Source organism: Streptomyces sp. NPDC001868 (genome assembly GCF_040297125.1).
Taxonomy (GTDB): Bacteria; Actinomycetota; Actinomycetes; order Streptomycetales; family Streptomycetaceae; genus Streptomyces.
The window spans coordinates 103,752-125,705 of record NZ_JBEOYO010000009.1 but is presented as its reverse complement, the minus strand read 5'-3'; the positions used below and the strand labels follow the sequence as shown (position 1 = coordinate 125,705).

Annotated in this window: 21 protein-coding genes; 20 read left to right on the top strand and 1 reads right to left on the bottom strand. The window is 70.4% G+C overall.

Annotated features, from left to right (window positions below; all coding sequences use genetic code 11):
* Positions 1-67: 67 nt before the first annotated feature.
* The 9 genes from ABT147_RS13930 to nusB all read left to right on the top strand — a co-directional run bounded on the left by ABT147_RS13930 (position 68) and on the right by nusB (position 9,446).
* On the top strand, positions 68-2,275 hold the full coding sequence (locus ABT147_RS13930; RefSeq protein WP_351405411.1) for a xanthine dehydrogenase family protein molybdopterin-binding subunit: 2,208 nt from the start codon (positions 68-70) through the stop codon (positions 2,273-2,275).
* Positions 2,276-2,353: 78 nt separating this feature from the next.
* The gene (locus ABT147_RS13925; RefSeq protein ID WP_351405409.1) at positions 2,354-2,812 is read left to right on the top strand and encodes a (2Fe-2S)-binding protein; all 459 of its coding nucleotides are present in this window, start codon (positions 2,354-2,356) and stop codon (positions 2,810-2,812) included.
* 184 nt (positions 2,813-2,996) lie between these two features.
* The gene (gene aroC / locus ABT147_RS13920; RefSeq protein ID WP_351405407.1) at positions 2,997-4,181 is read left to right on the top strand and encodes a chorismate synthase; all 1,185 of its coding nucleotides are present in this window, start codon (positions 2,997-2,999) and stop codon (positions 4,179-4,181) included.
* 32 nt (positions 4,182-4,213) lie between these two features.
* Positions 4,214-4,696 carry a shikimate kinase gene (locus ABT147_RS13915; protein ID WP_351405619.1) on the top strand — a complete coding sequence of 161 codons (483 nt, stop codon included), beginning with the start codon at positions 4,214-4,216 and terminating at the stop codon, positions 4,694-4,696.
* The gene (gene aroB / locus ABT147_RS13910) at positions 4,693-5,784 is read left to right on the top strand and encodes a 3-dehydroquinate synthase (RefSeq protein WP_351405405.1); all 1,092 of its coding nucleotides are present in this window, start codon (positions 4,693-4,695) and stop codon (positions 5,782-5,784) included. Before ABT147_RS13915 ends, aroB begins: the two co-directional genes overlap by 4 nt.
* 177 nt (positions 5,785-5,961) lie before the next feature.
* Positions 5,962-6,957, top strand: a complete 996-nt coding sequence (locus tag ABT147_RS13905; protein WP_351405403.1) for an AAA family ATPase — start codon at positions 5,962-5,964, stop codon at positions 6,955-6,957.
* Between the two features lie 319 nt (positions 6,958-7,276).
* Positions 7,277-8,383 carry an aminopeptidase P family protein gene (locus ABT147_RS13900; protein WP_351405400.1) on the top strand — a complete coding sequence of 369 codons (1,107 nt, stop codon included), beginning with the start codon at positions 7,277-7,279 and terminating at the stop codon, positions 8,381-8,383.
* Between the two features lie 59 nt (positions 8,384-8,442).
* Positions 8,443-9,009 (top strand): elongation factor P, encoded by a 567-nt coding sequence (efp, locus tag ABT147_RS13895; protein WP_033532566.1) that lies wholly within the window; start codon positions 8,443-8,445, stop codon positions 9,007-9,009.
* 2 nt (positions 9,010-9,011) lie between these two features.
* A complete protein-coding gene (gene nusB / locus ABT147_RS13890) occupies positions 9,012-9,446 on the top strand; it encodes a transcription antitermination factor NusB (protein ID WP_351405398.1) in 435 nt (144 codons plus the stop codon).
* Positions 9,447-9,665: 219 nt separating this feature from the next.
* Here the strand turns inward: nusB and bldD are convergent, their stop codons facing one another.
* Positions 9,666-10,166 (bottom strand): transcriptional regulator BldD, encoded by a 501-nt coding sequence (bldD, locus tag ABT147_RS13885; RefSeq protein ID WP_007380685.1) that lies wholly within the window; start codon positions 10,164-10,166, stop codon positions 9,666-9,668.
* Positions 10,167-10,385: 219 nt separating this feature from the next.
* Here bldD and pyrR point away from each other — a divergent pair, with 219 nt between their 5' ends.
* The 11 genes from pyrR to rpoZ all read left to right on the top strand — a co-directional run bounded on the left by pyrR (position 10,386) and on the right by rpoZ (position 21,933).
* The gene (gene pyrR, locus ABT147_RS13880) at positions 10,386-11,009 is read left to right on the top strand and encodes a bifunctional pyr operon transcriptional regulator/uracil phosphoribosyltransferase PyrR (RefSeq protein ID WP_351405396.1); all 624 of its coding nucleotides are present in this window, start codon (positions 10,386-10,388) and stop codon (positions 11,007-11,009) included.
* 89 nt (positions 11,010-11,098) lie between these two features.
* Positions 11,099-12,079 (top strand): aspartate carbamoyltransferase catalytic subunit, encoded by a 981-nt coding sequence (locus ABT147_RS13875; protein ID WP_351405394.1) that lies wholly within the window; start codon positions 11,099-11,101, stop codon positions 12,077-12,079.
* 4 nt (positions 12,080-12,083) lie between these two features.
* Positions 12,084-13,370: a dihydroorotase gene (locus ABT147_RS13870; RefSeq protein ID WP_351405392.1), complete on the top strand. Its 1,287-nt coding sequence runs from the start codon at positions 12,084-12,086 to the stop codon at positions 13,368-13,370.
* Complete coding sequence (locus ABT147_RS13865; protein WP_351405390.1) at positions 13,367-13,933, top strand: PH-like domain-containing protein; 567 nt, start codon at positions 13,367-13,369, stop codon at positions 13,931-13,933. Before ABT147_RS13870 ends, ABT147_RS13865 begins: the two co-directional genes overlap by 4 nt.
* Positions 13,930-15,072, top strand: coding sequence for a glutamine-hydrolyzing carbamoyl-phosphate synthase small subunit (carA, locus tag ABT147_RS13860; RefSeq protein WP_351405388.1), 1,143 nt, complete (start codon positions 13,930-13,932; stop codon positions 15,070-15,072). Before ABT147_RS13865 ends, carA begins: the two co-directional genes overlap by 4 nt.
* On the top strand, positions 15,065-18,373 hold the full coding sequence (gene carB / locus ABT147_RS13855) for a carbamoyl-phosphate synthase large subunit (RefSeq protein WP_351405386.1): 3,309 nt from the start codon (positions 15,065-15,067) through the stop codon (positions 18,371-18,373). The genes carA and carB overlap by 8 nt, the downstream gene beginning before the upstream one ends.
* A 76-nt stretch (positions 18,374-18,449) precedes the next feature.
* Positions 18,450-19,556 carry a quinone-dependent dihydroorotate dehydrogenase gene (locus ABT147_RS13850; RefSeq protein ID WP_351405383.1) on the top strand — a complete coding sequence of 369 codons (1,107 nt, stop codon included), beginning with the start codon at positions 18,450-18,452 and terminating at the stop codon, positions 19,554-19,556.
* Complete coding sequence (pyrF, locus tag ABT147_RS13845; protein WP_351405381.1) at positions 19,553-20,386, top strand: orotidine-5'-phosphate decarboxylase; 834 nt, start codon at positions 19,553-19,555, stop codon at positions 20,384-20,386. Before ABT147_RS13850 ends, pyrF begins: the two co-directional genes overlap by 4 nt.
* Before the next feature lie 271 nt (positions 20,387-20,657).
* On the top strand, positions 20,658-20,981 hold the full coding sequence (locus tag ABT147_RS13840; protein WP_003977346.1) for an integration host factor: 324 nt from the start codon (positions 20,658-20,660) through the stop codon (positions 20,979-20,981).
* Between the two features lie 60 nt (positions 20,982-21,041).
* Positions 21,042-21,599 (top strand): guanylate kinase, encoded by a 558-nt coding sequence (gene gmk / locus ABT147_RS13835; protein ID WP_351405379.1) that lies wholly within the window; start codon positions 21,042-21,044, stop codon positions 21,597-21,599.
* A 64-nt stretch (positions 21,600-21,663) separates the two neighbouring features.
* A complete protein-coding gene (rpoZ, locus tag ABT147_RS13830) occupies positions 21,664-21,933 on the top strand; it encodes a DNA-directed RNA polymerase subunit omega (protein WP_005485492.1) in 270 nt (89 codons plus the stop codon).
* Positions 21,934-21,954: the final 21 nt, after the last annotated feature.

Genomic DNA, 21,954 nt, shown 5'->3' with positions numbered 1-21,954 from the left:
AGGGTAACCAGCGGCCATCATCACCGGGCGGCCCGGCGGCGTAGGCGGGGCGTTGAACGGAGCCTCCATGTCACGTCACTCCCGGCGCAGGTTTCTCACCTACCTGGTGGCCGCGCCCACTCTCGCCGTCGCGACCAGGACAGGTCTGGACGTCTACGACCCGGGCAGCGCGGAAGCGGCGATACCCACCTTGCCGGCGCCGGCGGATCTGGTGGACCTCGGCGATCTGCTGATCCTGGCCGGGGCGCCGACGGCGAACATGCTCGTGCTGCGCGTCGACGACGAGGGCGTCGCCCACTTCCGGCTGCCGAGGGAGGAGGTCGGGCAGGGGCTCACCACGGCGGTGGCGATGCTGGTGGCGGAGGAGTTGGACACTCCGCTGGACCGGGTCCGCATCCAACTGGACGACGCACGGCCCGAGTTGCTCTTCAACCAGCTCACCGGCAGCTCCAACTCCATCCGGTCGCTGTACGACCCCGTGCGCCACACCGCGGCTGCCGCGCGGGCACGCCTGGTTCGCGCCGCCGCCAGGCAATGGGGGCTCCCGGCCAGTGACTTGACGGTGCGTCAGGGTGTCGTGGTCGCGCCGGACGGACGTACCGCCTCCTACGGCTCGCTGTCGGCGGCCGCGGCTTCCCTCGACCTCGGCTCCCTCGTCGTCACGCCGAAGAAGGAGTCCGAGCACACCCTCGTCGGCACCCCCACCTCACGCATCGACGCCCGCGCCCTGGTCACCGGCAAACAGGTCTACACGCTCGACCTCGATGTGCCCGGGGCCAAGCCGTGCATGGTGCGCCGGCCGCCGACCATCAACGGCACGGTGAAGTCGGTCGACAACGAGGCCGCCGTACGGGCCATGCCGGGGGTGCTCGACGTCGTCACCATCGACACGGGTGTCGCGGTCGTGGCGGAAACGTTCGGGCAGGCCCTCGACGGCAAGGAGGCGCTGGAGGTCACCTGGGGCCCGGGGAGCGTGGACGCGCTGTCGGACGACGGCATCAGGGCGAAGCTGAAGGCGGCCACGCCGTCGCTGGACGTGCTCGGGCCGCTGGTGAAGAAGGTGGAGGGGGAGTTCGACTTCGCCTTCGCCAGTCACGCGCCGCTGGAGACCAACTCGGCCGTGGCGGACGTACGGGAGGACCGGGCCGAGATCTGGTCGGGGCTGAAGTCACCGATCGCCGCGCAGGCCGCCATCGCCGAGGCCGTGGGGCTGCCCGTGTCCAAGGTCGAGGTGCATGTGGTGCAGTCGGGCGGGTCGTTCGGCCGACGGCTCTTCCACGACGCGGCTCTGGAGGCCGCCGTCGTGTCGAAGAGGAGCGGACGGCCCGTGCGGCTGATGTGGTCGCGGATCGACGACATGCGGCACGGGCGGATGCGGCCCGCCACCCACCACCGGATCCGGGCCACCTACGCGGCCGGACAGGTGCTCGCCTTCCAGCACCGGGTGGCCGCCGTGGAGACCGACTTCCGGCACGGGCTCGGCGACGCGGTCACCGCCGCCGCGGCGAGCCTGCCGTCCGGCATCGGCAACGCGACCTTCGCGCAGACCCTGTTCCTGACCACGGTGAAGTCCCCGTACCACTTCGGCCTCACCACGCAGACGCTCACCGAGGTGCCGATCAGGATGCACACCGGGTCGTGGCGGTCGGTGTACTCGGCCAACACACGTGGGACCGAGGAGATCATCGTCGACGAGCTGGCGGCGAAGCTGGGCAAGGACCCGGTCGCCTTCCGGCGGGAGTTCCTGAAGACCGCGCGACAGCGCGCCGTGCTCGACAAGGCCGCGGCGGAAGGGAACTGGGGACGGACTCTGCCGGACGGCTGGGCGCAGGGCGTCGCCTTCCACGACGAGTACAAGGCCTGCACGGCCTGCCTGGTCGAGATCGACGCCACCGATCCCAAGAAGCCCCGGGTGACCAAGGCGGTCATCGCCGCCGACGTGGGCCGGGTGATCAACCCGCGCGGTCTGGAGGCCCAGCTGCTCGGCGGGCTCACGGACGCGATCTCCACGACTCTGCGGGCCGGGCTCCACATCGACGAGGGGCTGCCGCTGGAGGGCAGCTACTCCCAGTTCCACTACGCCCGCCAGAAGGACTCCCCGAAGGACGTCAGGATCTTCGTCATCGAGGGCTCCGACGAACCCGGCGGCGCGGGCGAACTCGGCGTCCCGGCGGCCGTCGGCGCCGTCGCCAACGCCTTCGCGCGCGCCACCGGCACCAAGCCGCGCAGCTTCCCCGTCAACTTCGACGTGGACTTCACGCCCTTCCCCCGCTGAGCCCCGCTCGCCTCTTCCCCACCGAGCCCCCTCGTACGATCCGCGCGCCGACCCGCGCCAGGCTCCAGGAGCACATCGATGCCCTCCCACACCTTCACCGTCAACGGCGAGACCGTCACCGTCGACGCCCCCGACGACCTGCCCCTGCTGTGGGCACTGCGCGATCTCCTCGGTATCCGAGGCCCCAAGTACGGCTGCGGCATCGACGTCTGCAAGGCCTGCACCAGCCACCTCGACGGCGAGGCCGTCCGGCCTTGTGTGGTCCCGGTCGCCGAGGCGGCGGGCCGTGAGGTCACCACCATCGAGGGGCTGGCGCACGGCGACGAACTGCATCCCGTCCAGGAGGCCTGGCTGGAGCAGGACGTCGCCCAGTGCGGCTACTGCCAGCCCGGCCAGATCATGGCCGCCGTCGCCCTGCTCAAGCGCACCAAGAACCCCACCGACGCCGACATCGACGAGATCGCGAACGTCTGCCGCTGCGGCACCTACTTCCGTATCCGCGAGGCGATCAAGAGCGCGGCGGCGAAGATGGGGTGACCCCGCGGCGCGTGGCGGGCACGCGTCGTCCGCCTGATGGACCTGTGACCAGGGCCCGGCCACGAACGTGGGAGGATCGGACATGGCGGGCCGGGGCCGCGCACCCGGCAGCCGTCGCCGTACGCGAGGACGCGCGTACACGTAGGCAGCACGCAGTACAGGGCGCGAGCACTGAGGAGCACCGTTGAGCAGGTTGCGTTGGCTGACCGCGGGGGAGTCCCACGGTCCCGCACTTGTCGCGACGTTGGAGGGTCTTCCCGCCGGCGTGCCGATCACCACGGAGATGGTGGGGGACCACCTGGCCCGCCGACGCCTGGGCTATGGACGCGGTGCCCGGATGAAGTTCGAGCGGGACGAGGTCACGTTCCTGGGTGGTGTGCGGCACGGGCTGACCATGGGTTCGCCGGTGGCGATCATGGTCGGCAACACCGAGTGGCCGAAGTGGGAGCAGGTGATGTCGGCGGACCCGGTCGACCCGGAGATCCTCGCCGGCCTGGCCCGCAACGCCCCGCTGACCCGCCCCCGCCCCGGTCACGCGGACCTGGCGGGCATGCAGAAGTACGGCTTCGACGAGGCCCGCCCGGTCCTGGAGCGCGCCTCCGCCCGGGAGACCGCGGCCCGTGTCGCCCTCGGCGCCGTCGCCCGGTCGTACCTCAAGGAGACGGCCGGCATCGAGATCGTCAGCCACGTCGTCGAGCTGGCGGCCGCGAAGGCACCGCAGGGCGTGTACCCGACGCCGGCCGATGTGGAGCGGCTGGACGCGGACCCGGTGCGCTGCCTGGACGCGGACGCGTCGAAGGCGATGGTGGCGGAGATCGACCAGGCCCACAAGGACGGCGACACCCTCGGCGGCGTCGTCGAGATCCTGGCGTACGGCGTGCCCGTGGGCCTCGGCTCGCACGTCCACTGGGACCGCAAGCTGGACGCCCGCCTCGCCGGAGCGCTGATGGGCATCCAGGCGATCAAGGGCGTCGAGATCGGCGACGGCTTCGAGCTGGCGCGCGTGCCCGGCTCCAAGGCCCACGACGAGATCGTGAACACCCCCGAAGGCATCCGGCGCGTCTCCGGCCGCTCCGGTGGCACCGAGGGCGGCCTTTCCACCGGCGAGTTGCTGCGGGTGCGGGCGGCGATGAAGCCGATCGCGACCGTGCCGCGCGCGCTGCAGACCGTGGACGTGACCACGGGCGAGGCCACGCAGGCCCACCACCAGCGCTCCGACGTCTCCGCCGTCCCGGCGGCCGGGATCGTCGCCGAGGCGATGGTGGCCCTGGTGCTGGCCGACGCGGTGGCGGAGAAGTTCGGCGGCGACAACGTCACCGAGACCGCCCGCAACGTCCGCTCCTACCTCGACCACCTCGCGATCCGGTGACCCCGGTGCCTCTGGTCGTCCTCGTCGGCCCCATGGGCGTCGGCAAGTCCACCGTCGGACAGCTGCTCGCCGAGCGGCTCGGTGTCGCCTACCGCGACACCGACGACGACATCGTGGCCGAGCAGGGCCGCGCCATCGCCGAGATCTTCGTCGACGAGGGCGAAGCCGCCTTCCGCGCCATCGAGAAGCAGGCCGTACGGACGGCACTGGCCGACCACGACGGTGTCCTCGCCCTCGGCGGCGGCGCGATCCTCGACGCCGACACGCGCGCCCTGCTGGCCGGGCAGCGGGTCGTCTACCTCTCCATGGACGTCGAGGAGGCGGTGAAGCGCACCGGCCTCAACGCGGCCCGCCCGCTGCTCGCCGTCAACCCCCGTAAGCAGTGGCGGGAGTTGATGGAGGCCCGGCGGAACCTGTACGAGGAGGTCGCCACGGCCGTCGTCGCCACGGACGGCCGTACGCCCGAGGAAGTCACCCAAGCGGCCCTGGACGCACTGGAGTTGAAGGAAGCATGAGCGAGACAGTGACCCGTATCCAGGTCGGCGGTACGGCGGGTACCGAGCCGTACGAGGTCCTGATCGGGCGTCAACTCCTGGGCGAACTGGGTGGGTTGATCGGTAACAGGGCGAAGCGGGTGGCGGTGATCCATCCCGAGGCGCTCGAAGGCACGGGGGAGGCGCTGCGCGCGGATCTGTCCGGGCAGGGTTTCGAGGCGGTCGCGATCCAGGTGCCGAACGCGGAGGAGGCCAAGACCGCCGAGGTCGCCGCGTACTGCTGGAAGGCGCTGGGTCAGTCGGGGTTCACCCGTACCGATGTGATCGTGGGTGTGGGTGGCGGCGCCACGACCGACCTCGCGGGGTTCGTGGCGGCGACGTGGCTGCGTGGGGTGCGCTGGATCGCCATTCCCACCACCGTGCTCGCCATGGTGGATGCGGCGGTGGGCGGCAAGACGGGCATCAACACGGCCGAGGGCAAGAACCTGGTCGGGTCCTTCCATCCGCCGGCCGGTGTCCTGTGTGACCTGGCGGCGCTGGAGTCGCTGCCGGTCAACGACTACGTCTCCGGGCTGGCGGAGATCATCAAGGCCGGGTTCATCGCGGACCCGGTGATCCTGGACCTGATCGAGGCCGACCCGCAGGCCGCGCGCACCCCGGCCGGGCCGCACACCTCGGAGCTGATCGAGCGCTCGATCCGGGTCAAGGCCGAAGTGGTCTCCGGGGACCTGAAGGAATCCGGGCGCCGGGAGATCCTCAACTACGGGCACACGCTGGCGCACGCGATCGAGAAGAACGAGCGCTACCAGTGGCGCCACGGCGCGGCGGTGTCCGTCGGGATGCATTTCGCGGCCGAACTGGGGCGTCTGGCGGGCAGGTTGGACGACGCGACCGCCGACCGGCACCGCACGGTCCTGGAAGCGGTGGGGCTGCCGCTGCACTACCGCTACGACCAGTGGCCCAAGCTGCTGGAGACGATGAAGGTCGACAAGAAGTCCCGCGGCGACCTGCTCCGCTTCATCGTCCTCGACGGTCTCGCCAAGCCCACCGTCCTGGAAGGGCCCGACCCCGCGATCCTCCTGGCCGCCTACGGCGAAGTGGGCCAGTAACGCCCGCTCGGGCAGGACTTGCCCGATTCGCCTTGTGGTCATGGCCACTTGGGCACTTCGGGCTGCCCCCGGCCGTTCACCAAACGGAGGCCGGGGACGGTACCGTTCGGTAAGGGCGGGGTCGAAAGGCCCCGCCCGCCAGTGTCGATGTGACTGTACGAGACGGAGTGGCACCGGATGCAGCACGCAGTGGGAGCTCCGCTGCCGCCGCCCCATCGGCCGGGGCAGGACCCGGCGGCCCCCTGGTCGCCGCCCGCGAACCACCAGGGACACCCGGCCCCTCCTCACCCGGGAGCGCCGGGCGGGAACCCTCCGGGCCATCCGGGAGCGGGCCACCCGGCGCCTCCGGGCACGCACCCGGGTCCTGTGCCGCCACCCCCGCCCGCGCCCATGGCCCCGCCCACACCGGCCGCTCCCCCCGGTTCCATGCCCCCGGCCGCGCCTCCCGGGTCGGCGCCTCCGCCCGGCCCTGGCTTCGCCGCGGGCCCTGGGCATCCGCCCACCTCGGCTCCGCAGCAGCCCGGGGTGCCTCGGGACACCACCGGACACGTGCAACTGCCGCCGGGCGGCCCCGTCACCATGCCGGCGCCCGCCACCGGCGCGCCCGACGTCACGACCACCACGCTCGCGGTCCTGCTGATCGGGCCCGCCGGAGCCGGCAAGACCAGCGTCGCCAAGTACTGGGCGGACCACCGCCGGGTGCCCACCGCGCACATCAGCCTGGACGACGTCCGGGAATGGGTGCGCTCGGGCTTCGCGGACCCGCAGTCCGGCTGGAACGACAACTCCGAGGCGCAGTATCGTCTCGCCCGCCGCACCTGCGGCTTCTCCGCGCGGAACTTCCTGGCCAACGGCATCTCCTGCATCCTCGACGACGCCGTCTTCCCCGACCGCCCCGTCGTCGGCCTCGGCGGCTGGAAGCGGCACGTCGGCCCCGGCCTGCTGCCCGTCGTCCTCCTGCCGGGCCTGGAGATTGTCCTCGAACGCAACGCCGAGCGCTCGGGCAACCGCCGCCTCACCGACGAAGAGGTCGCCCGCATCCACGGCCGGATGGCGGGCTGGTACGGCTCCGGCCTGCCGATCATCGACAACTCCCAGCTCGACGTCCCCGCCACGGCCCGCGTCCTGGACGAGGTCCTGGCAAGGTCGATCGCAAGCCCCCCGAAGTGGTAGCCGGGGACGAGCGGACGGCACTGACAAACACGTCACCCTGAGCCAACCCAAAGGGGCGCGCGGAACTGCGCGAAGAACCCCCACCGGCCCGCAAACGGCACACAACCCCTGGCCACACCCCCCGGCACCCGCGCCCCCACTCGGCCGCACTCGACCATCTGCCCGTCGCCCCACCAGGGGCGCGGGGCCTGCGCGAAGAACCCCCACCGGCTCGCACACGGCACACAACCCCGCGCCGCACCCCCACACCCCGCACCCCCGGCCCCCACTCGGCCGCGCTCGACCGGCGCCCCACCAGCGAAGCTCATACGCTCGGCACATGTCAGAGGTGTACGCGGCCCGCCGCGCTCGGCTGAGAGAACGCTGCCACTCCAGCGGCAGCGCCACCGCACTCGTGACCCGCCCGGCCAACGTGCGCTACCTCGCCGGCGCGGCGCCCCGGGGCGCGGTGCTGCTGCTCGGGAGGAGCGAGGACGTCCTGCTCTGCGGCACACCGCCGAGCGGCGAGGTCGGCGAGGGCCGGCCCGACGAGGCCGTACGCGTCCAGGTGCTGCCGACACCCGGCGGCGACCCCGCCGTCGCGGCCGCCGACCTGGCCACAGCCGTACACGCCGAGTCCCTCGCCGTCGAGGAACACCACCTCACCATGGCCCGCCACCGCGCGATCCGCTCGGTCGCGCCCCGGCTGCGGCTCGCCGACCTCGGCGGGGCGGTCGAGCAGCTGAGAGTGGTCAAGGACGAGGAGGAGATCTCCTGTCTGCGGATCGGCGCGGAGATCGCCGACCAGGCACTGGGCGAACTGCTCGAATCGATCCTCGTCGGCCGCACCGAACGCCACCTCGCCCTGGAACTGGAGCGCCGCCTCGTCGACCACGGCGCCGACGGCCCGGCCTTCACCACCTCCGTCGGCACCGGCCAGAACTCCGGCCGCCCCGGGCACATCCCCACCGACCGCCGGGTCGAGGAAGGCGACTTCCTCTCCGTCTGCCTGGGCGCCACGTACCGCGGCTACCGCTGTGAGATCGGCCGTACCTTCGTGATCGGCACCTCTCCCGCCGACTGGCAGATCGAGCTGTACGACCTGGTCTTCGCAGCCCAGCGCGCCGGACGGGAGGCCCTGGCCCCCGGTGCGGCCTACCGCGCCGTGGACCGCGCGGCCCGCCAGGTCCTGGACTCCGCGGGGTACGGTGACGGCCTCCCGGTGCTGATGGGACACGGGGTCGGACTCGAAATCGACGAGGACCCGCAGTTGGCCCCCGCGGCCATGGGTAAACTGGACGCTTGTGTGCCGGTCACCGTCGAACCGGGGGTCCACCTCCCGGGCCGGGGCGGTGTCCGGATCGATGACACGCTCGTCGTACGCCCCGAGGCGGACGGCGGACCCGAGCTACTCACCATCACGACCAAGGAGCTGCTCGCGCTCTAGCTCATCGGCTGTGCGCGTGGCCCGGGGTCGTCCACGTCAGTCCAGGAGATTCCGCAACCGTGGCTTCCACGAACGACCTCAAGAACGGCCTGGTGCTCAAGCTCGAAGGCGGCCAGCTCTGGTCCGTCGTCGAGTTCCAGCACGTCAAGCCCGGCAAGGGCCCGGCCTTCGTGCGCACCAAGCTCAAGAACGTGCTCTCCGGCAAGGTCGTCGACAAGACGTTCAACGCCGGCGTCAAGGTCGAGACGGCCACTGTCGACAAGCGCGACATGCAGTTCTCCTACATGGACGGCGAGTACTTCGTCTTCATGGACATGGAGACCTACGACCAGCTCATGGTCGACCGCAAGGCCGTCGGCGACGCCGCCAACTTCCTGATCGAGGGCTTCACCGCCACCGTCGCGCAGCACGAGGGCGAGGTGCTCTTCGTCGAGCTGCCGGCCGCCGTCGAGCTCGTGATCCAGGAGACCGAGCCGGGTGTCCAGGGCGACCGCTCCACCGGTGGCACCAAGCCCGCCACCCTGGAGACCGGCCACCAGATCCAGGTGCCGCTCTTCATCACCACCGGCGAGAAGATCAAGGTCGACACCCGTACGAGCGACTACCTCGGCCGGGTGAACAGCTAACCGTGGCTGCCCGTAACACGGCCCGTAAGCGCGCCTTCCAGATCCTCTTCGAGGGCGACCAGCGCGGGGTCGACGTCCTGACCGTCCTCGCGGACTGGATCCGGCACGCCCACAGCGACAACCGGCAGCCCCCGGTCAGCGAATACACCATGCAGCTGGTCGAGGGCTATGCGCAGCACGCCAAGCGGATCGACGAGCTGATCGCGCAGTACTCGGTGGGGTGGACGCTCGACCGTATGCCGGTCGTGGACCGCAACATCCTGCGGCTCGGCGCCCATGAGCTGATCTGGGTCGACGAGACCCCGGACGCCGTGGTGCTGGACGAGATGGTGCAGTTGGCGAAGGAGTTCTCCACGGACGACTCGCCGTCCTTCGTGAACGGCCTGCTGGGCCGTCTGAAGGACCTGAAGTCTTCGCTCCGCAGGGAAGCCGACTGAAGGACGGCCGAGCAGGGAGCGCCGTAGGGGGTGCTGTGCGGACCTGGCCGCGGGTTGTCCGTGGCTGGTCGCGCAGTTCCCCGCGCCCCTTCAGGGCACTGCCGCCGCCCTCGGCGACCAGGCGCCGTATGACAAGCCAAAGAAACCGCCGGGGTGACCCGAACCAATCGGTTCGGGTCACCCCGGCGGCACGTTTCTGCTGGGCGTTGCCCGCAGGCGTCAGCTGTCCTCGTGGGAGACCGCGCGGCGCGCGTCCGCGTCGAGGACGCCCCAGCTGATCAGCTGCTCGGTGAGGACCGAGGGGGACTGGTCGTAGATGACGGCGAGTGTGCGCAGGTCGTCCTGGCGGATCGAGAGCACCTTGCCGTTGTAGTCACCTCGCTGGGACTGGATCGTCGCCGCGTAACGCTGCAGCGGGCCCGCCTTCTCGGCCGGCACGTGCGCCAGGCGCTCCAGGTCAAGGACGAGCTTCGGCGGCGGCTCGGCGGCGCCACCGGGGGTCGTACCGGGAAGAAGCTCCTGCACGGGAACCCCGTAGAAGTCCGCCAGCTCCGCGAGGCGCTGCACGGTGACGGCGCGGTCGCCGCGCTCGTACGAACCGACCACGACCGCCTTCCAGCGTCCCTGGGACTTCTCCTCGACACCGTGGAGGGAAAGGCCCTGCTGGGTGCGGATGGCCCGGAGCTTGGCCCCGAGCTGTTTGGCGTATTCGCTGGACATATAGCTCCCCGGACGAAGGCTGGTGACTCACTGTGAGGTTACGCAGCGTGACTCTGCCCCGTCAAGCCGAATGGTCCGGACCGACTCTTCCGTGGTAACCGTGTTCCGTTGCGCCAGGGGGGTGATCAGGGGCGTTTCGGGGGCCTGCTACCGTTGACGGCGCAATTCCGACGTCCTTTAAGGTCCGTCCCGTGAGGCGGAGAAGGAGGTCCGTTTCTTATGGACTCGCAAGACCCGCAGCAAGATCCGCAAGACCCGCGACAGGATCCCCAGGATCCGCGGGACCCGCAGTCGTCCGATGCGCGGCCCGTTCTCGAAGCGCCCGACATCGCCCGCGTACTGACCCGCATCGCCCACGAGATCGTCGAACGCGCCAAGGGCGCCGACGACGTGGTGCTCCTCGGCATTCCGACCCGGGGCGTCTTCCTCGCCCAGCGGCTCGCCGCCAAGCTCGCGGAGATCACCGACCGCAAGATCCCGGTCGGCTCGCTCGACATCACCATGTACCGCGACGACCTGCGCATGCACCCGCCGCGTGCGCTGGCCCGCACCGAGATCCCCGGTGACGGCATCGACGGCCGTCTGGTCGTCCTCGTCGACGACGTGCTCTTCTCCGGCCGGACGATCCGCGCGGCCCTCGACGCGCTGAACGACATCGGCCGCCCGCGCGCCGTCCAGCTCGCGGTCCTCGTCGACCGGGGCCACCGCGAACTGCCCATCCGCGCCGACTACGTCGGCAAGAACCTCCCCACGTCGCTGCGGGAGACGGTCAAGGTCCAGCTCGCCGAGGAAGACGGTCGGGACACCGTCCTGCTCGGTGCGAAGCGGACCGCCCAGCAGTAGCACGCGCGCGTGCGGCCCCGTGCCGTACGTCCCTTCGCGATGCCCCTGACTGCCCGTAATCTCCCGAACTGCCTTACGGAGCCTGAAAGATGCAGCGTCATCTCATCTCGGCCGCCGACCTCACCCGTGACGACGCCGTCCTGATCCTCGACACCGCCGAGGAGATGGCCCGGGTCGCCGACCGGCCGATCAAGAAACTGCCGACCCTGCGCGGCCGTACCGTCGTCAACCTCTTCTTCGAGGACTCCACCCGCACCCGGATCTCCTTCGAGGCCGCCGAGAAGCGCCTCTCCGCGGACGTCATCAACTTCACCGCCAAGGGATCGAGCGTGTCCAAGGGCGAGTCCCTCAAGGACACCGCCCAGACGCTGGAGGCCATGGGGGTCGACGCCGTCGTCATCCGGCACGGCGCCTCGGGGGCCCCGTACCGCCTGGCGACCTCCGGCTGGATCGACGCCGCCGTGATCAACGCCGGGGACGGCACCCACCAGCACCCCACCCAGGCCCTGCTGGACGCCTTCACCATGCGCCGCCGCCTCGTCGGCCGGGACGCCGGACTCGGCCAGGACCTGTCCGGCAAGCGGATCACGATCGTCGGCGACGTCCTGCACAGCCGGGTCGCCCGCTCCAACGTGGACCTGCTGCACACCCTCGGCGCCCAGGTCACCCTCGTCGCCCCGCCCACCCTCGTACCGGTCGGCGTCGAGACCTGGCCCTGCGAGATCTCGTACGACCTCGACAGCACGCTCGCCAAGTCCGACGCGGTGATGATGCTGCGGGTGCAGCGGGAGCGGATGAACGCGGCGTTCTTCCCGACCGAGCGCGAGTACTCGCGGCGCTACGGCCTCGACGGCGACCGCATGGCGCGGATGCCCGAGCACGCCATCGTGATGCACCCCGGCCCGATGGTCCGCGGCATGGAGATCACCGCGGAGGTCGCCGACTCCGACCGCTGCACCGTCGTCGAGCAGGTCGCCAACGGCGTCTCCATCCGGATGGCCGTGCTGTACCTGCTGCTGGGCGGGAACGAGCCCGCCGTCACCCACACCCGCACCACCGAGGAGAAGTAAGACGATGAGCAAGATCCTGATCCGTGGTGCGAAGGTGCTGGGCGGCGAGCCGCAGGACGTCCTGATCGACGGCGAGATCATCGCGGAGATCGGTGTCGGGCTCTCCGACGAGGACGCCGTGGTCGTCGAGGCCGACGGCAAGGTGCTCCTGCCGGGCCTGGTCGACCTGCACACCCATCTGCGGGAGCCCGGCCGCGAGGACTCCGAGACCGTGCTGACCGGCACGCGCGCGGCGGCCTCCGGCGGCTTCACGGCCGTCTTCGCCATGGCCAACACCTTCCCCGTCGCCGACACCGCCGGTGTGGTCGAGCAGGTCTACCGGCTCGGCCAGGAGCACGGGTACTGCGATGTGCAGCCCATCGGCGCCGTCACCGTCGGCCTGGAGGGCAAGAAGCTCGCCGAGCTGGGCGCCATGCACGAGTCGGCGGCGGGCGTGACCGTCTTCTCCGACGACGGCAAGTGCGTCGACGACGCCGTGATGATGCGACGGGCCCTGGAGTACGTGAAGGCCTTCGGCGGCGTCGTCGCCCAGCACGCGCAGGAGCCCCGGCTGACTGAGGGCGCCCAGATGAACGAGGGCGTCGTCTCCGCCGAGCTGGGCCTCGGCGGCTGGCCGGCGGTGGCCGAAGAATCGATCATCGCCCGGGATGTCCTGCTCGCCGAGCACGTCGGCTCCCGTGTCCACATCTGCCACCTCTCGACCGCCGGGTCGGTGGAGATCGTCCGCTGGGCGAAGTCCCGGGGCATCGACGTCACCGCCGAGGTCACCCCGCACCACCTCCTCCTCACCGACGAACTGGTGCGCTCGTACAACCCGGTCTACAAGGTCAACCCGCCGCTGCGCACCGAGCGCGATGTGCTGGCGCTGCGCGAGGCGCTCGCCGACGGCACGATCGACATCGTCGCCACCGACCACGCCCCGCACCCGCACGAGGACAAGGACTGCGAGTGGGCCGCGGCCGCCATGGGCATGGTCGGCCTGGAGACGGCGCTGTCCGTGGTCCAGGAGACGATGGTCGAGACCGGTCTGCTCGACTGGGCGGGCGTCGCGGACCGCATGTCCGTCAAGCCGGCCGAGATCGGCCGGGCGGCCGGTCACGGACGTCCCGTCTCGGCAGGTGAGCCCGCCAACCTCACGCTCGTCGACACGGCATACCGTGGGTCGGTGGATCCCGCGGGCTTCGCCTCGCGCAGCCGCAACACCCCCTACGAGGGCCGCGAGCTGCCGGGCCGTGTCACGCACACGTGGCTGCGGGGCAAGGCCACGCTCGTCGACGGGAAGCTCACGTGACACCTCTCATTCTGTTGGCCGCCGAGAAGGAATCGGCCGAGGTCACCGACTGGGCCGCGCGGATCGGCTGGGTCGTCGGACTCGCCCTCTTCGTCGCCCTCGTCTACTGGCTGATGCGCGAGGGCTGGAAGTGGCGCGGCACGCTCCAGAGCGACCTGCCGGAGCTTCCCACCGCGCCGGACCAGCCCGGTGAAGTCAGACTGGGCATGAGCGGCCGGTACCACGGCTCCACCACCGCCGGGCAGTGGCTCGACCGGATCGTGGCGCACGGCCTGGGCACCCGCAGCCGGGTCGAGCTGACGCTGACGGACGCGGGCCTGGACGTCGTACGCCCGGGCGCCACGGACTTCTTCGTCCCCCTCGCGGCCCTGCGCGAGGCCCGGCTCGACAAGGGCATCGCCGGCAAGGTCCTCACCGAGGGCGGACTGCTGGTCGTCACCTGGGAGCACGGCGGCAGGCTGCTCGACTCCGGATTCCGCTCCGACCGCGCGGCCGAGCACAACGAGTGGGTCGCGACCCTGAACCAGATGATCAACAAGACGGAAACGGAAGGCGCACGATGACGACCTCCACCCGGGGAGCCACCAGGGTTCCCGCCGTACTCGTCCTGGAGGACGGCCGGATGTTCCGCGGCCGTGCCTACGGGGCCGTGGGGGTGACCTTCGGCGAGGCCGTGTTCTCCACCGGGATGACCGGCTACCAGGAGACCCTCACCGACCCGTCGTACCACCGCCAGGTCGTCGTCATGACCGCCCCGCACATCGGCAACACGGGCGTCAACGACGAGGACCCCGAGTCGAAGAAGATCTGGGTCTCCGGATACGTGGTCCGCGACCCCGCGCGCGTGCCCTCCAACTGGCGCTCCCGGCGCTCCCTGGACGACGAACTGCGCGCCCAGGGCGTCGTCGGCATCAGCGGCATCGACACCCGCGCCCTCACCCGCCACCTCCGTGAGCGCGGCGCCATGCGCGTCGGCATCTTCTCCGGCAACGCGCTGCCCGACGAGGGCATCATGCTCACCGAGGTCCGCGAGGCCCCCGAGATGAAGGGCGCGAACCTCTCCGCCGAGGTCGCCACCAAGGAGACGTACGTCGTCCCCGCCATCGGCACCAAGAAGTTCACCGTCGCCGCCGTCGACCTCGGCATCAAGGGCATGACCCCGCACCGCATGGCCGAGCGCGGCATCGAGGTGCACGTACTGCCCGCCACGGCCACGGCCGAGGACGTGTACGCCGTCAACCCCGACGGCGTGTTCTTCTCCAACGGCCCCGGCGACCCGGCCACCGCAGACCACCCCGTCTCCGTCATGCGGGCGGTCCTGGAGCGCGGCACCCCGCTCTTCGGCATCTGCTTCGGCAACCAGATCCTGGGCCGCGCGCTCGGCTTCGGCACCTACAAGCTGAAGTACGGCCACCGGGGCATCAACCAGCCGGTGCAGGACCGTACGACCGGCAAGGTCGAGGTCACCGCGCACAACCACGGCTTCGCCGTCGACGCCCCGCTCGACCAGGTCTCCGAGACCCCCTACGGCCGCGCCGAGGTCTCCCACGTCTGCCTCAACGACAACGTGGTGGAAGGGCTCCGGCTCCTCGACCGGCCGGCCTTCAGCGTCCAGTACCACCCCGAAGCGGCAGCGGGCCCGCACGACGCCGCCTACCTGTTCGACCGCTTCGTATCCCTGATGGAGGGCCAGCGTGCCTAAGCGCACCGATATCCAGTCCGTCCTGGTCATCGGCTCCGGCCCGATCGTCATCGGCCAGGCCGCCGAGTTCGACTACTCCGGCACCCAGGCGTGCCGCGTCCTGCGCGCCGAGGGCCTGCGCGTGATCCTCGTGAACTCCAACCCGGCGACGATCATGACCGACCCGGAGATCGCCGACGCCACGTACGTCGAGCCGATCACCCCGGAGTTCGTCGAGAAGATCATCGCCAAGGAGCGCCCGGACACCCTCCTGCCGACCCTCGGCGGTCAGACGGCTCTCAACACGGCCATCTCGCTGCACGAGGCCGGGACGCTGGAGAAGTACGGCGTCGAGCTGATCGGCGCCAATGTCGAGGCCATCAACAAGGGCGAGGACCGCGACCTCTTCAAGGACGTCGTCGAGGCCGTCCGCGCCAAGATCGGGCACGGCGAGTCCGCCCGCTCGGTCATCTGCCACTCCATGGACGACGTGCTCGCGGGCGTCGAGACGCTCGGCGGCTACCCCGTCGTCGTCCGCCCCTCCTTCACCATGGGCGGCGCCGGCTCCGGCTTCGCGCACGACGAGGAGGAGCTGCGCCGCATCGCGGGCCAGGGCCTGACCCTCTCGCCGACCACCGAGGTGCTCCTGGAGGAGTCCATCCTCGGCTGGAAGGAGTACGAGCTGGAGCTGATGCGCGACAAGAACGACAACGTCGTGGTCGTCTGCTCCATCGAGAACTTCGACCCCATGGGCGTCCACACCGGCGACTCGATCACGGTCGCGCCCTCGATGACGCTCACCGACCGCGAGTACCAGATCCTGCGGGACATCGGCATCGCCGTCATCCGCGAGGTCGGTGTCGACACCGGCGGCTGCAACATCCAGTTCGCGGTGAACCCCGAGGACGGTCGCGTGATCGTCATCGAGATGAACCCGCGTGTGTCGCGGTCGTCGGCGCTCGCCTCCAAGGCGACCGGCTTCCCGATCGCCAAGATCGCCGCGAAGCTGGCCGTCGGCTACACGCTCGACGAGATCCCGAACGACATCACCGAGCAGACCCCGGCCTCCTTCGAGCCGACGCTCGACTACGTCGTCGTGAAGGCCCCGCGTTTCGCCTTCGAGAAGTTCCCGTCCGCCGACTCCTCCCTGACCACGACCATGAAGTCGGTCGGCGAGGCCATGGCGATCGGCCGCAACTTCACCGAAGCGCTGCAGAAGGCGCTGCGGTCGCTGGAGAAGAAGGGCAGCCAGTTCACGTTCGTCGGCGAGCCCGGCGACAAGGCGGAACTGCTGCGCGAGGCCGTCCGGCCCACCGACGGCCGCATCAACACCGTCATGCAGGCCGTCCGCGCGGGCGCCACGCCCGAGGAGGTCTTCGAGGCCACCAAGATCGACCCGTGGTTCGTCGACCAGCTCTTCCTGATCAAGGAGATCGCCGACGAGCTGGCCGCCGCCGACAAGCTCGACCCCGACCTGCTCGCCGAGGCCAAGCGGCACGGCTTCTCCGACCAGCAGATCGGTGAGATCCGCGGACTGCGCGAGGACGTCGTCCGCGAGGTCCGGCACGCGCTGGGCGTGCGCCCGGTGTACAAGACGGTCGACACGTGCGCCGCCGAGTTCGCGGCGAAGACGCCGTACTTCTACTCCTCGTACGACGAGGAGACCGAGGTGGCCGCGCGCGAGAAGCCCGCCGTGATCATCCTGGGCTCCGGCCCGAACCGCATCGGCCAGGGCATCGAGTTCGACTACTCCTGCGTCCACGCCTCCTTCGCGCTCAGCGACGCGGGCTACGAGACCGTGATGGTCAACTGCAACCCGGAGACCGTCTCCACGGACTACGACACCTCCGACCGTCTGTACTTCGAGCCGCTGACCCTCGAAGACGTGCTGGAGATCGTCCACGCCGAGTCGCTGGCCGGCCCGATCGCGGGCGTCGTCGTCCAGCTCGGCGGCCAGACCCCGCTGGGCCTGTCGCAGGCGCTCAAGGACAACGGCGTCCCGGTCGTGGGCACCCCTCCGGAGGCCATCCACGCCGCCGAGGACCGAGGCGCCTTCGGCCAGGTCCTCGCCGAGGCCGGGCTCCCCGCGCCGAAGCACGGCACGGCGACCACCTTCGCCGGCGCCAAGGCCATCGCCGACGAGATCGGCTACCCGGTCCTGGTCCGTCCGTCGTACGTCCTCGGCGGACGCGGCATGGAGATCGTGTACGACGAGGCCCGCCTGGAGTCGTACATCGCCGAGTCGACCGAGATCAGCCCCTCCCGGCCGGTCCTCGTCGACCGCTTCCTCGACGACGCGATCGAGATCGACGTCGACGCCCTGTACGACGGCCACGAGCTCTACCTCGGCGGTGTGATGGAGCACATCGAGGAGGCCGGTATCCACTCCGGAGACTCGGCGTGCGCGCTGCCCCCGATCACCCTCGGCGGCTTCGACATCAAGCGCCTGCGCGCCTCCACCGAGGCCATCGCCAAGGGCGTCGGGGTACGCGGTCTGATCAACATCCAGTTCGCGATGGCCGGGGACATCCTCTACGTCCTCGAAGCCAACCCGCGCGCCTCCCGCACGGTCCCCTTCACCTCGAAGGCGACCGCGGTACCGCTGGCCAAGGCCGCCGCCAGGATCTCGCTCGGCGCCACCATCGCCGAACTGCGGGCGGAGGGGCTGCTTCCGGCGAACGGCGACGGCGGTGAGCTGCCGCTCGACGCGCCGATCTCCGTCAAGGAGGCCGTCATGCCGTGGTCGCGCTTCCGCGACATCCACGGGCGCGGCGTCGACACCATCCTCGGTCCGGAGATGCGCTCCACCGGCGAGGTCATGGGCATCGACTCGGTCTTCGGCACGGCGTACGCCAAGTCGCAGGCCGGCGCGTACGGGCCGCTGCCGACCAAGGGGCGCGCGTTCATCTCGGTCGCCAACCGCGACAAGCGTTCGATGATCTTCCCGGCCCGTGAGCTGGTCGCCCACGGCTTCGAACTGCTCGCCACGTCCGGCACGGCCGAGGTGCTCAGGCGCAACGGCATCAACGCCACCGTCGTCCGCAAGCAGTCCGAGGGCACCGGCCCGAACGGTGAGAAGACCATCGTCCAGCTCATCCACGACGGCGAGGTCGACCTCATCGTCAACACCCCGTACGGCACCGGTGGCCGCCTCGACGGCTACGACATCCGTACGGCGGCCGTGGCCCGGTCCGTGCCGTGCCTGACGACCGTCCAGGCGCTCGCCGCGGCCGTCCAGGGCATCGACGCGCTCAACCACGGCGACGTGGGCGTCCGTTCACTGCAGGAACACGCGGAACACCTGATCGCGGCCCGCGACTAGCAGCCCAGAGGGGGACACCGGAAACGGTGTCCCCCTCCGCATGAGGCTCACCGAGGCTCCAAGAGGACACTGACTCATGTACAAGTTTTTCTTCCGTCTGGTTTTCAAACGGATGGACCCGGAGGAGGCCCACTACCTGGCCTTCCGCTGGATCCGCCTCGCCGCCCGCGTCCCCGTCCTGCGCACCTTCGTCGCGGCCGCCCTGGCACCCCGCTACGAGGAACTGCGCACCGAGGCGTTCGGACTGCGCATGCACGGCCCGTTCGGGCTGGCCGCCGGCTTCGACAAGAACGCCGTCGCGATCGACGGGATGTCGATGCTCGGCTTCGACCACATCGAGATCGGCACGGTGACGGGCGAGGCCCAGCCCGGCAACCCCAAGAAGCGGCTGTTCCGGCTGGTCCCCGACCGCGCGCTGATCAACCGCATGGGCTTCAACAACGAGGGCTCGCTCGCCGTCGCCGCCCGCCTGGCCTCCCGTACGCCCGTCTTCAGGACGGTCGTGGGCGTCAACATCGGCAAGACCAAGGTCGTCCCGGAGGAGGAGGCCGCCGGGGACTACGTGAAGTCCACCGAGCGCCTCGCGCCCTACGCCGACTACCTGGTCGTCAACGTCTCCTCGCCCAACACGCCCGGGCTGCGCAACCTCCAGGCCACGGAGGCGCTGCGCCCGCTGCTGACGGCCGTCCGTGAGGCCGCCGACCGCACGGTCCGCACGCGCCGCGTCCCGCTGCTGGTGAAGATCGCGCCGGACCTCGCCGACGAGGACGTCGACGCCGTCGCCGACCTCGCCGTGGAACTCGGCCTGGACGGAATCATCGCCACGAACACCACCATCGCGCGCGAGGGACTCGGTCTGACATCCGAACCCTCCCTGGTGAAGGAGACCGGCGGTCTCTCCGGCGCCCCGGTCAGGGACCGCTCCCTGGCGGTCCTGCGCCGCCTCTACGCGCGCGTGGGCGACCGGATCACCCTGGTGGGCGTAGGAGGCATCGGGGACGCCGAGGACGCCTGGCAGCGCATCCTGGCGGGCGCCACGCTGGTCCAGGGCTACAGCGCCTTCGTCTACGAGGGCCCCTTCTGGGCGCGCGCCGTCCACAAGGGCCTCGCCGCCCGCCTCCGTACGAGCCCGTACGCCACCCTCGCCGACGCGGTCGGCGCCGATGTGAGGAAGACCGTATGACCGAGTCCTTCGGCGCGCGGCTGCGCCGTGCCATGGACGAGCGCGGGCCGCTCTGCGTCGGCATCGACCCGCACTCCTCCCTGCTCACCGACTGGGGCCTGAACGACGACATCGCCGGCCTGGAGCGCTTCAGCCGCACGGTCGTGGAGGCGCTGGCGGACCGGGTGGCCGTCCTTAAGCCGCAGAGCGCGTTCTTCGAGCGGTTCGGCTCGCGCGGTATCGCCGTACTGGAGAAGTCCGTCCAGGAGGCGCGTGCGGCGGGCGCGCTGGTCGTCATGGACGCCAAGCGCGGTGACATCGGCTCCACCATGGCCGCCTACGCCGAGACCTTCCTGCACAAGGACGCGCCCCTGTTCTCGGACGCGCTGACGGTCTCGCCCTATCTGGGCTACGGCTCCCTGAAGCCCGCCGTGGACCTGGCCCGCGAGAACGGCGCCGGACTGTTCGTGCTGGCGCTCACCTCCAACCCGGAGGGCGGCGAGGTGCAGCACGCGGTGCGCGCCGACGGGCGGAACGTCGGCGCGACCATCCTGGCGCACCTGGCCGCCGAGAACGCGGGGGAGGAGCCCCTGGGGTCCTTCGGCGCCGTCGTCGGCGCCACGCTGGGTGACCTCTCGTCGTACGACCTGGACATCGACGGACCTCTCCTCGCGCCCGGGATCGGTGCCCAGGGGGCGACGCCGGCCGATCTCCCGGCGGTCTTCGGTGCCGCCGTGCGCAATGTGGTCCCGAACGTCAGTCGGGGTGTCCTTCGTCACGGTCCCGGCATCGTCGCTCTGCGTGACGCCTCGGATCGTTTCGCGAACCAGATCCGCACCGCTACGGCGTAGCCCGAGACCTCCGATGAGTGCCCGAGGGGCGGGAACCGGACGGCTTGAGTCTGAATACATTCTCAAATCCGGGCCGATATGCCGGTAATGTCCGACTCCAGGGAGGCTGACCAGGACTTTTCCGCTGTTCTCGCTGACTCTGGCGGACTTGGCCGCTAGTCTCCGAGCAGGGTGAACGGGCAAGCGTGTTGCTCGTGGCTCCCCAGGTGTGGGGCGACTAGGTTCCTCACCGGTCCGTATCCGACAGTTCGACATCCGAGGTGACGTAGGCGTGGCTCTTCCGCCCCTTACCCCTGAACAGCGCGCAGCCGCGCTCGAAAAGGCCGCCGCGGCTCGCCGGGAGCGGGCCGAGGTCAAGAATCGACTCAAGCACTCCGGCGCCTCCCTGCATGAGGTCATCAAGCAGGGCCAGGAGAACGACGTCATCGGCAAGATGAAGGTCTCCGCGCTGCTCGAGTCCCTGCCGGGCGTGGGCAAAGTCCGCGCCAAGCAGATCATGGAGCGACTCGGCATCTCCGAGAGCCGTCGTGTACGCGGCCTCGGTTCCAACCAGATCGCTTCCCTGGAGCGTGAGTTCGGCAGCACCGGTTCCTGATCCCCGGGTCCTCCGGGTAGGGAGTCCCGGGCAGTCCGGGATTGCTGGAATAATCGCTGCATGAGTGAACGTCCGCGGCTGACCGTGCTCTCCGGCCCCTCCGGGGTCGGCAAGAGCACGGTCGTCGCCCATATGCGCAAGGCACACCCCGAGGTCTGGCTCTCGGTGTCGGCGACGACCCGCAAGCCGCGCCCCGGCGAACAGCACGGAGTCCACTACTTCTTCGTCACCGACGAGGAGATGGACAAGCTGATCGCCAACGGCGAACTGCTGGAGTGGGCCGAGTTCGCCGGTAACCGCTACGGCACTCCCCGGGCCGCCGTGCTCGAACGCCTGGAGCGGGGCGAGCCGGTCCTGCTGGAGATCGACCTCCAGGGCGCACGGCAGGTCCGCGAGACCATGCCGGACGCCCAGCTGGTGTTCCTGGCTCCGCCCTCCTGGGAGGAGCTGGTGCGCAGGCTCACCGGGCGGGGCACCGAACCGCCCGAGGTGATCGAACGCCGTCTGGAGGCGGCCAAGATCGAGCTGGCGGCCGAGCCGGAGTTCGACGTGACCTTGGTCAACACCTCCGTCGAGGACGTGGCCCGCGAGCTGCTAGCCTTGATGGATGTTGTGTGATCACGGCCTCTGTCCGTTTTCTGTGATCACGACCGATCTTTTCCCATCCATCGGAAGGTAGAGCGTGTCCTCTTCCATCTCCGCGCCCGAGGGCATCATCAACCCGCCGATCGACGAGCTCCTCGAGGCAACCGACTCGAAGTACAGCCTCGTGATCTACGCGGCCAAGCGTGCTCGCCAGATCAACGCGTACTACTCGCAGCTCGGCGAGGGTCTCCTCGAGTACGTCGGTCCTCTCGTCGACACCCACGTGCACGAGAAGCCGCTCTCGATCGCCCTGCGCGAGATCAACGCGGGTCTGCTGACGTCCGAGGCCGTCGAGGGCCCCGCGTAAGTCATATCTGCAGATCGCGGT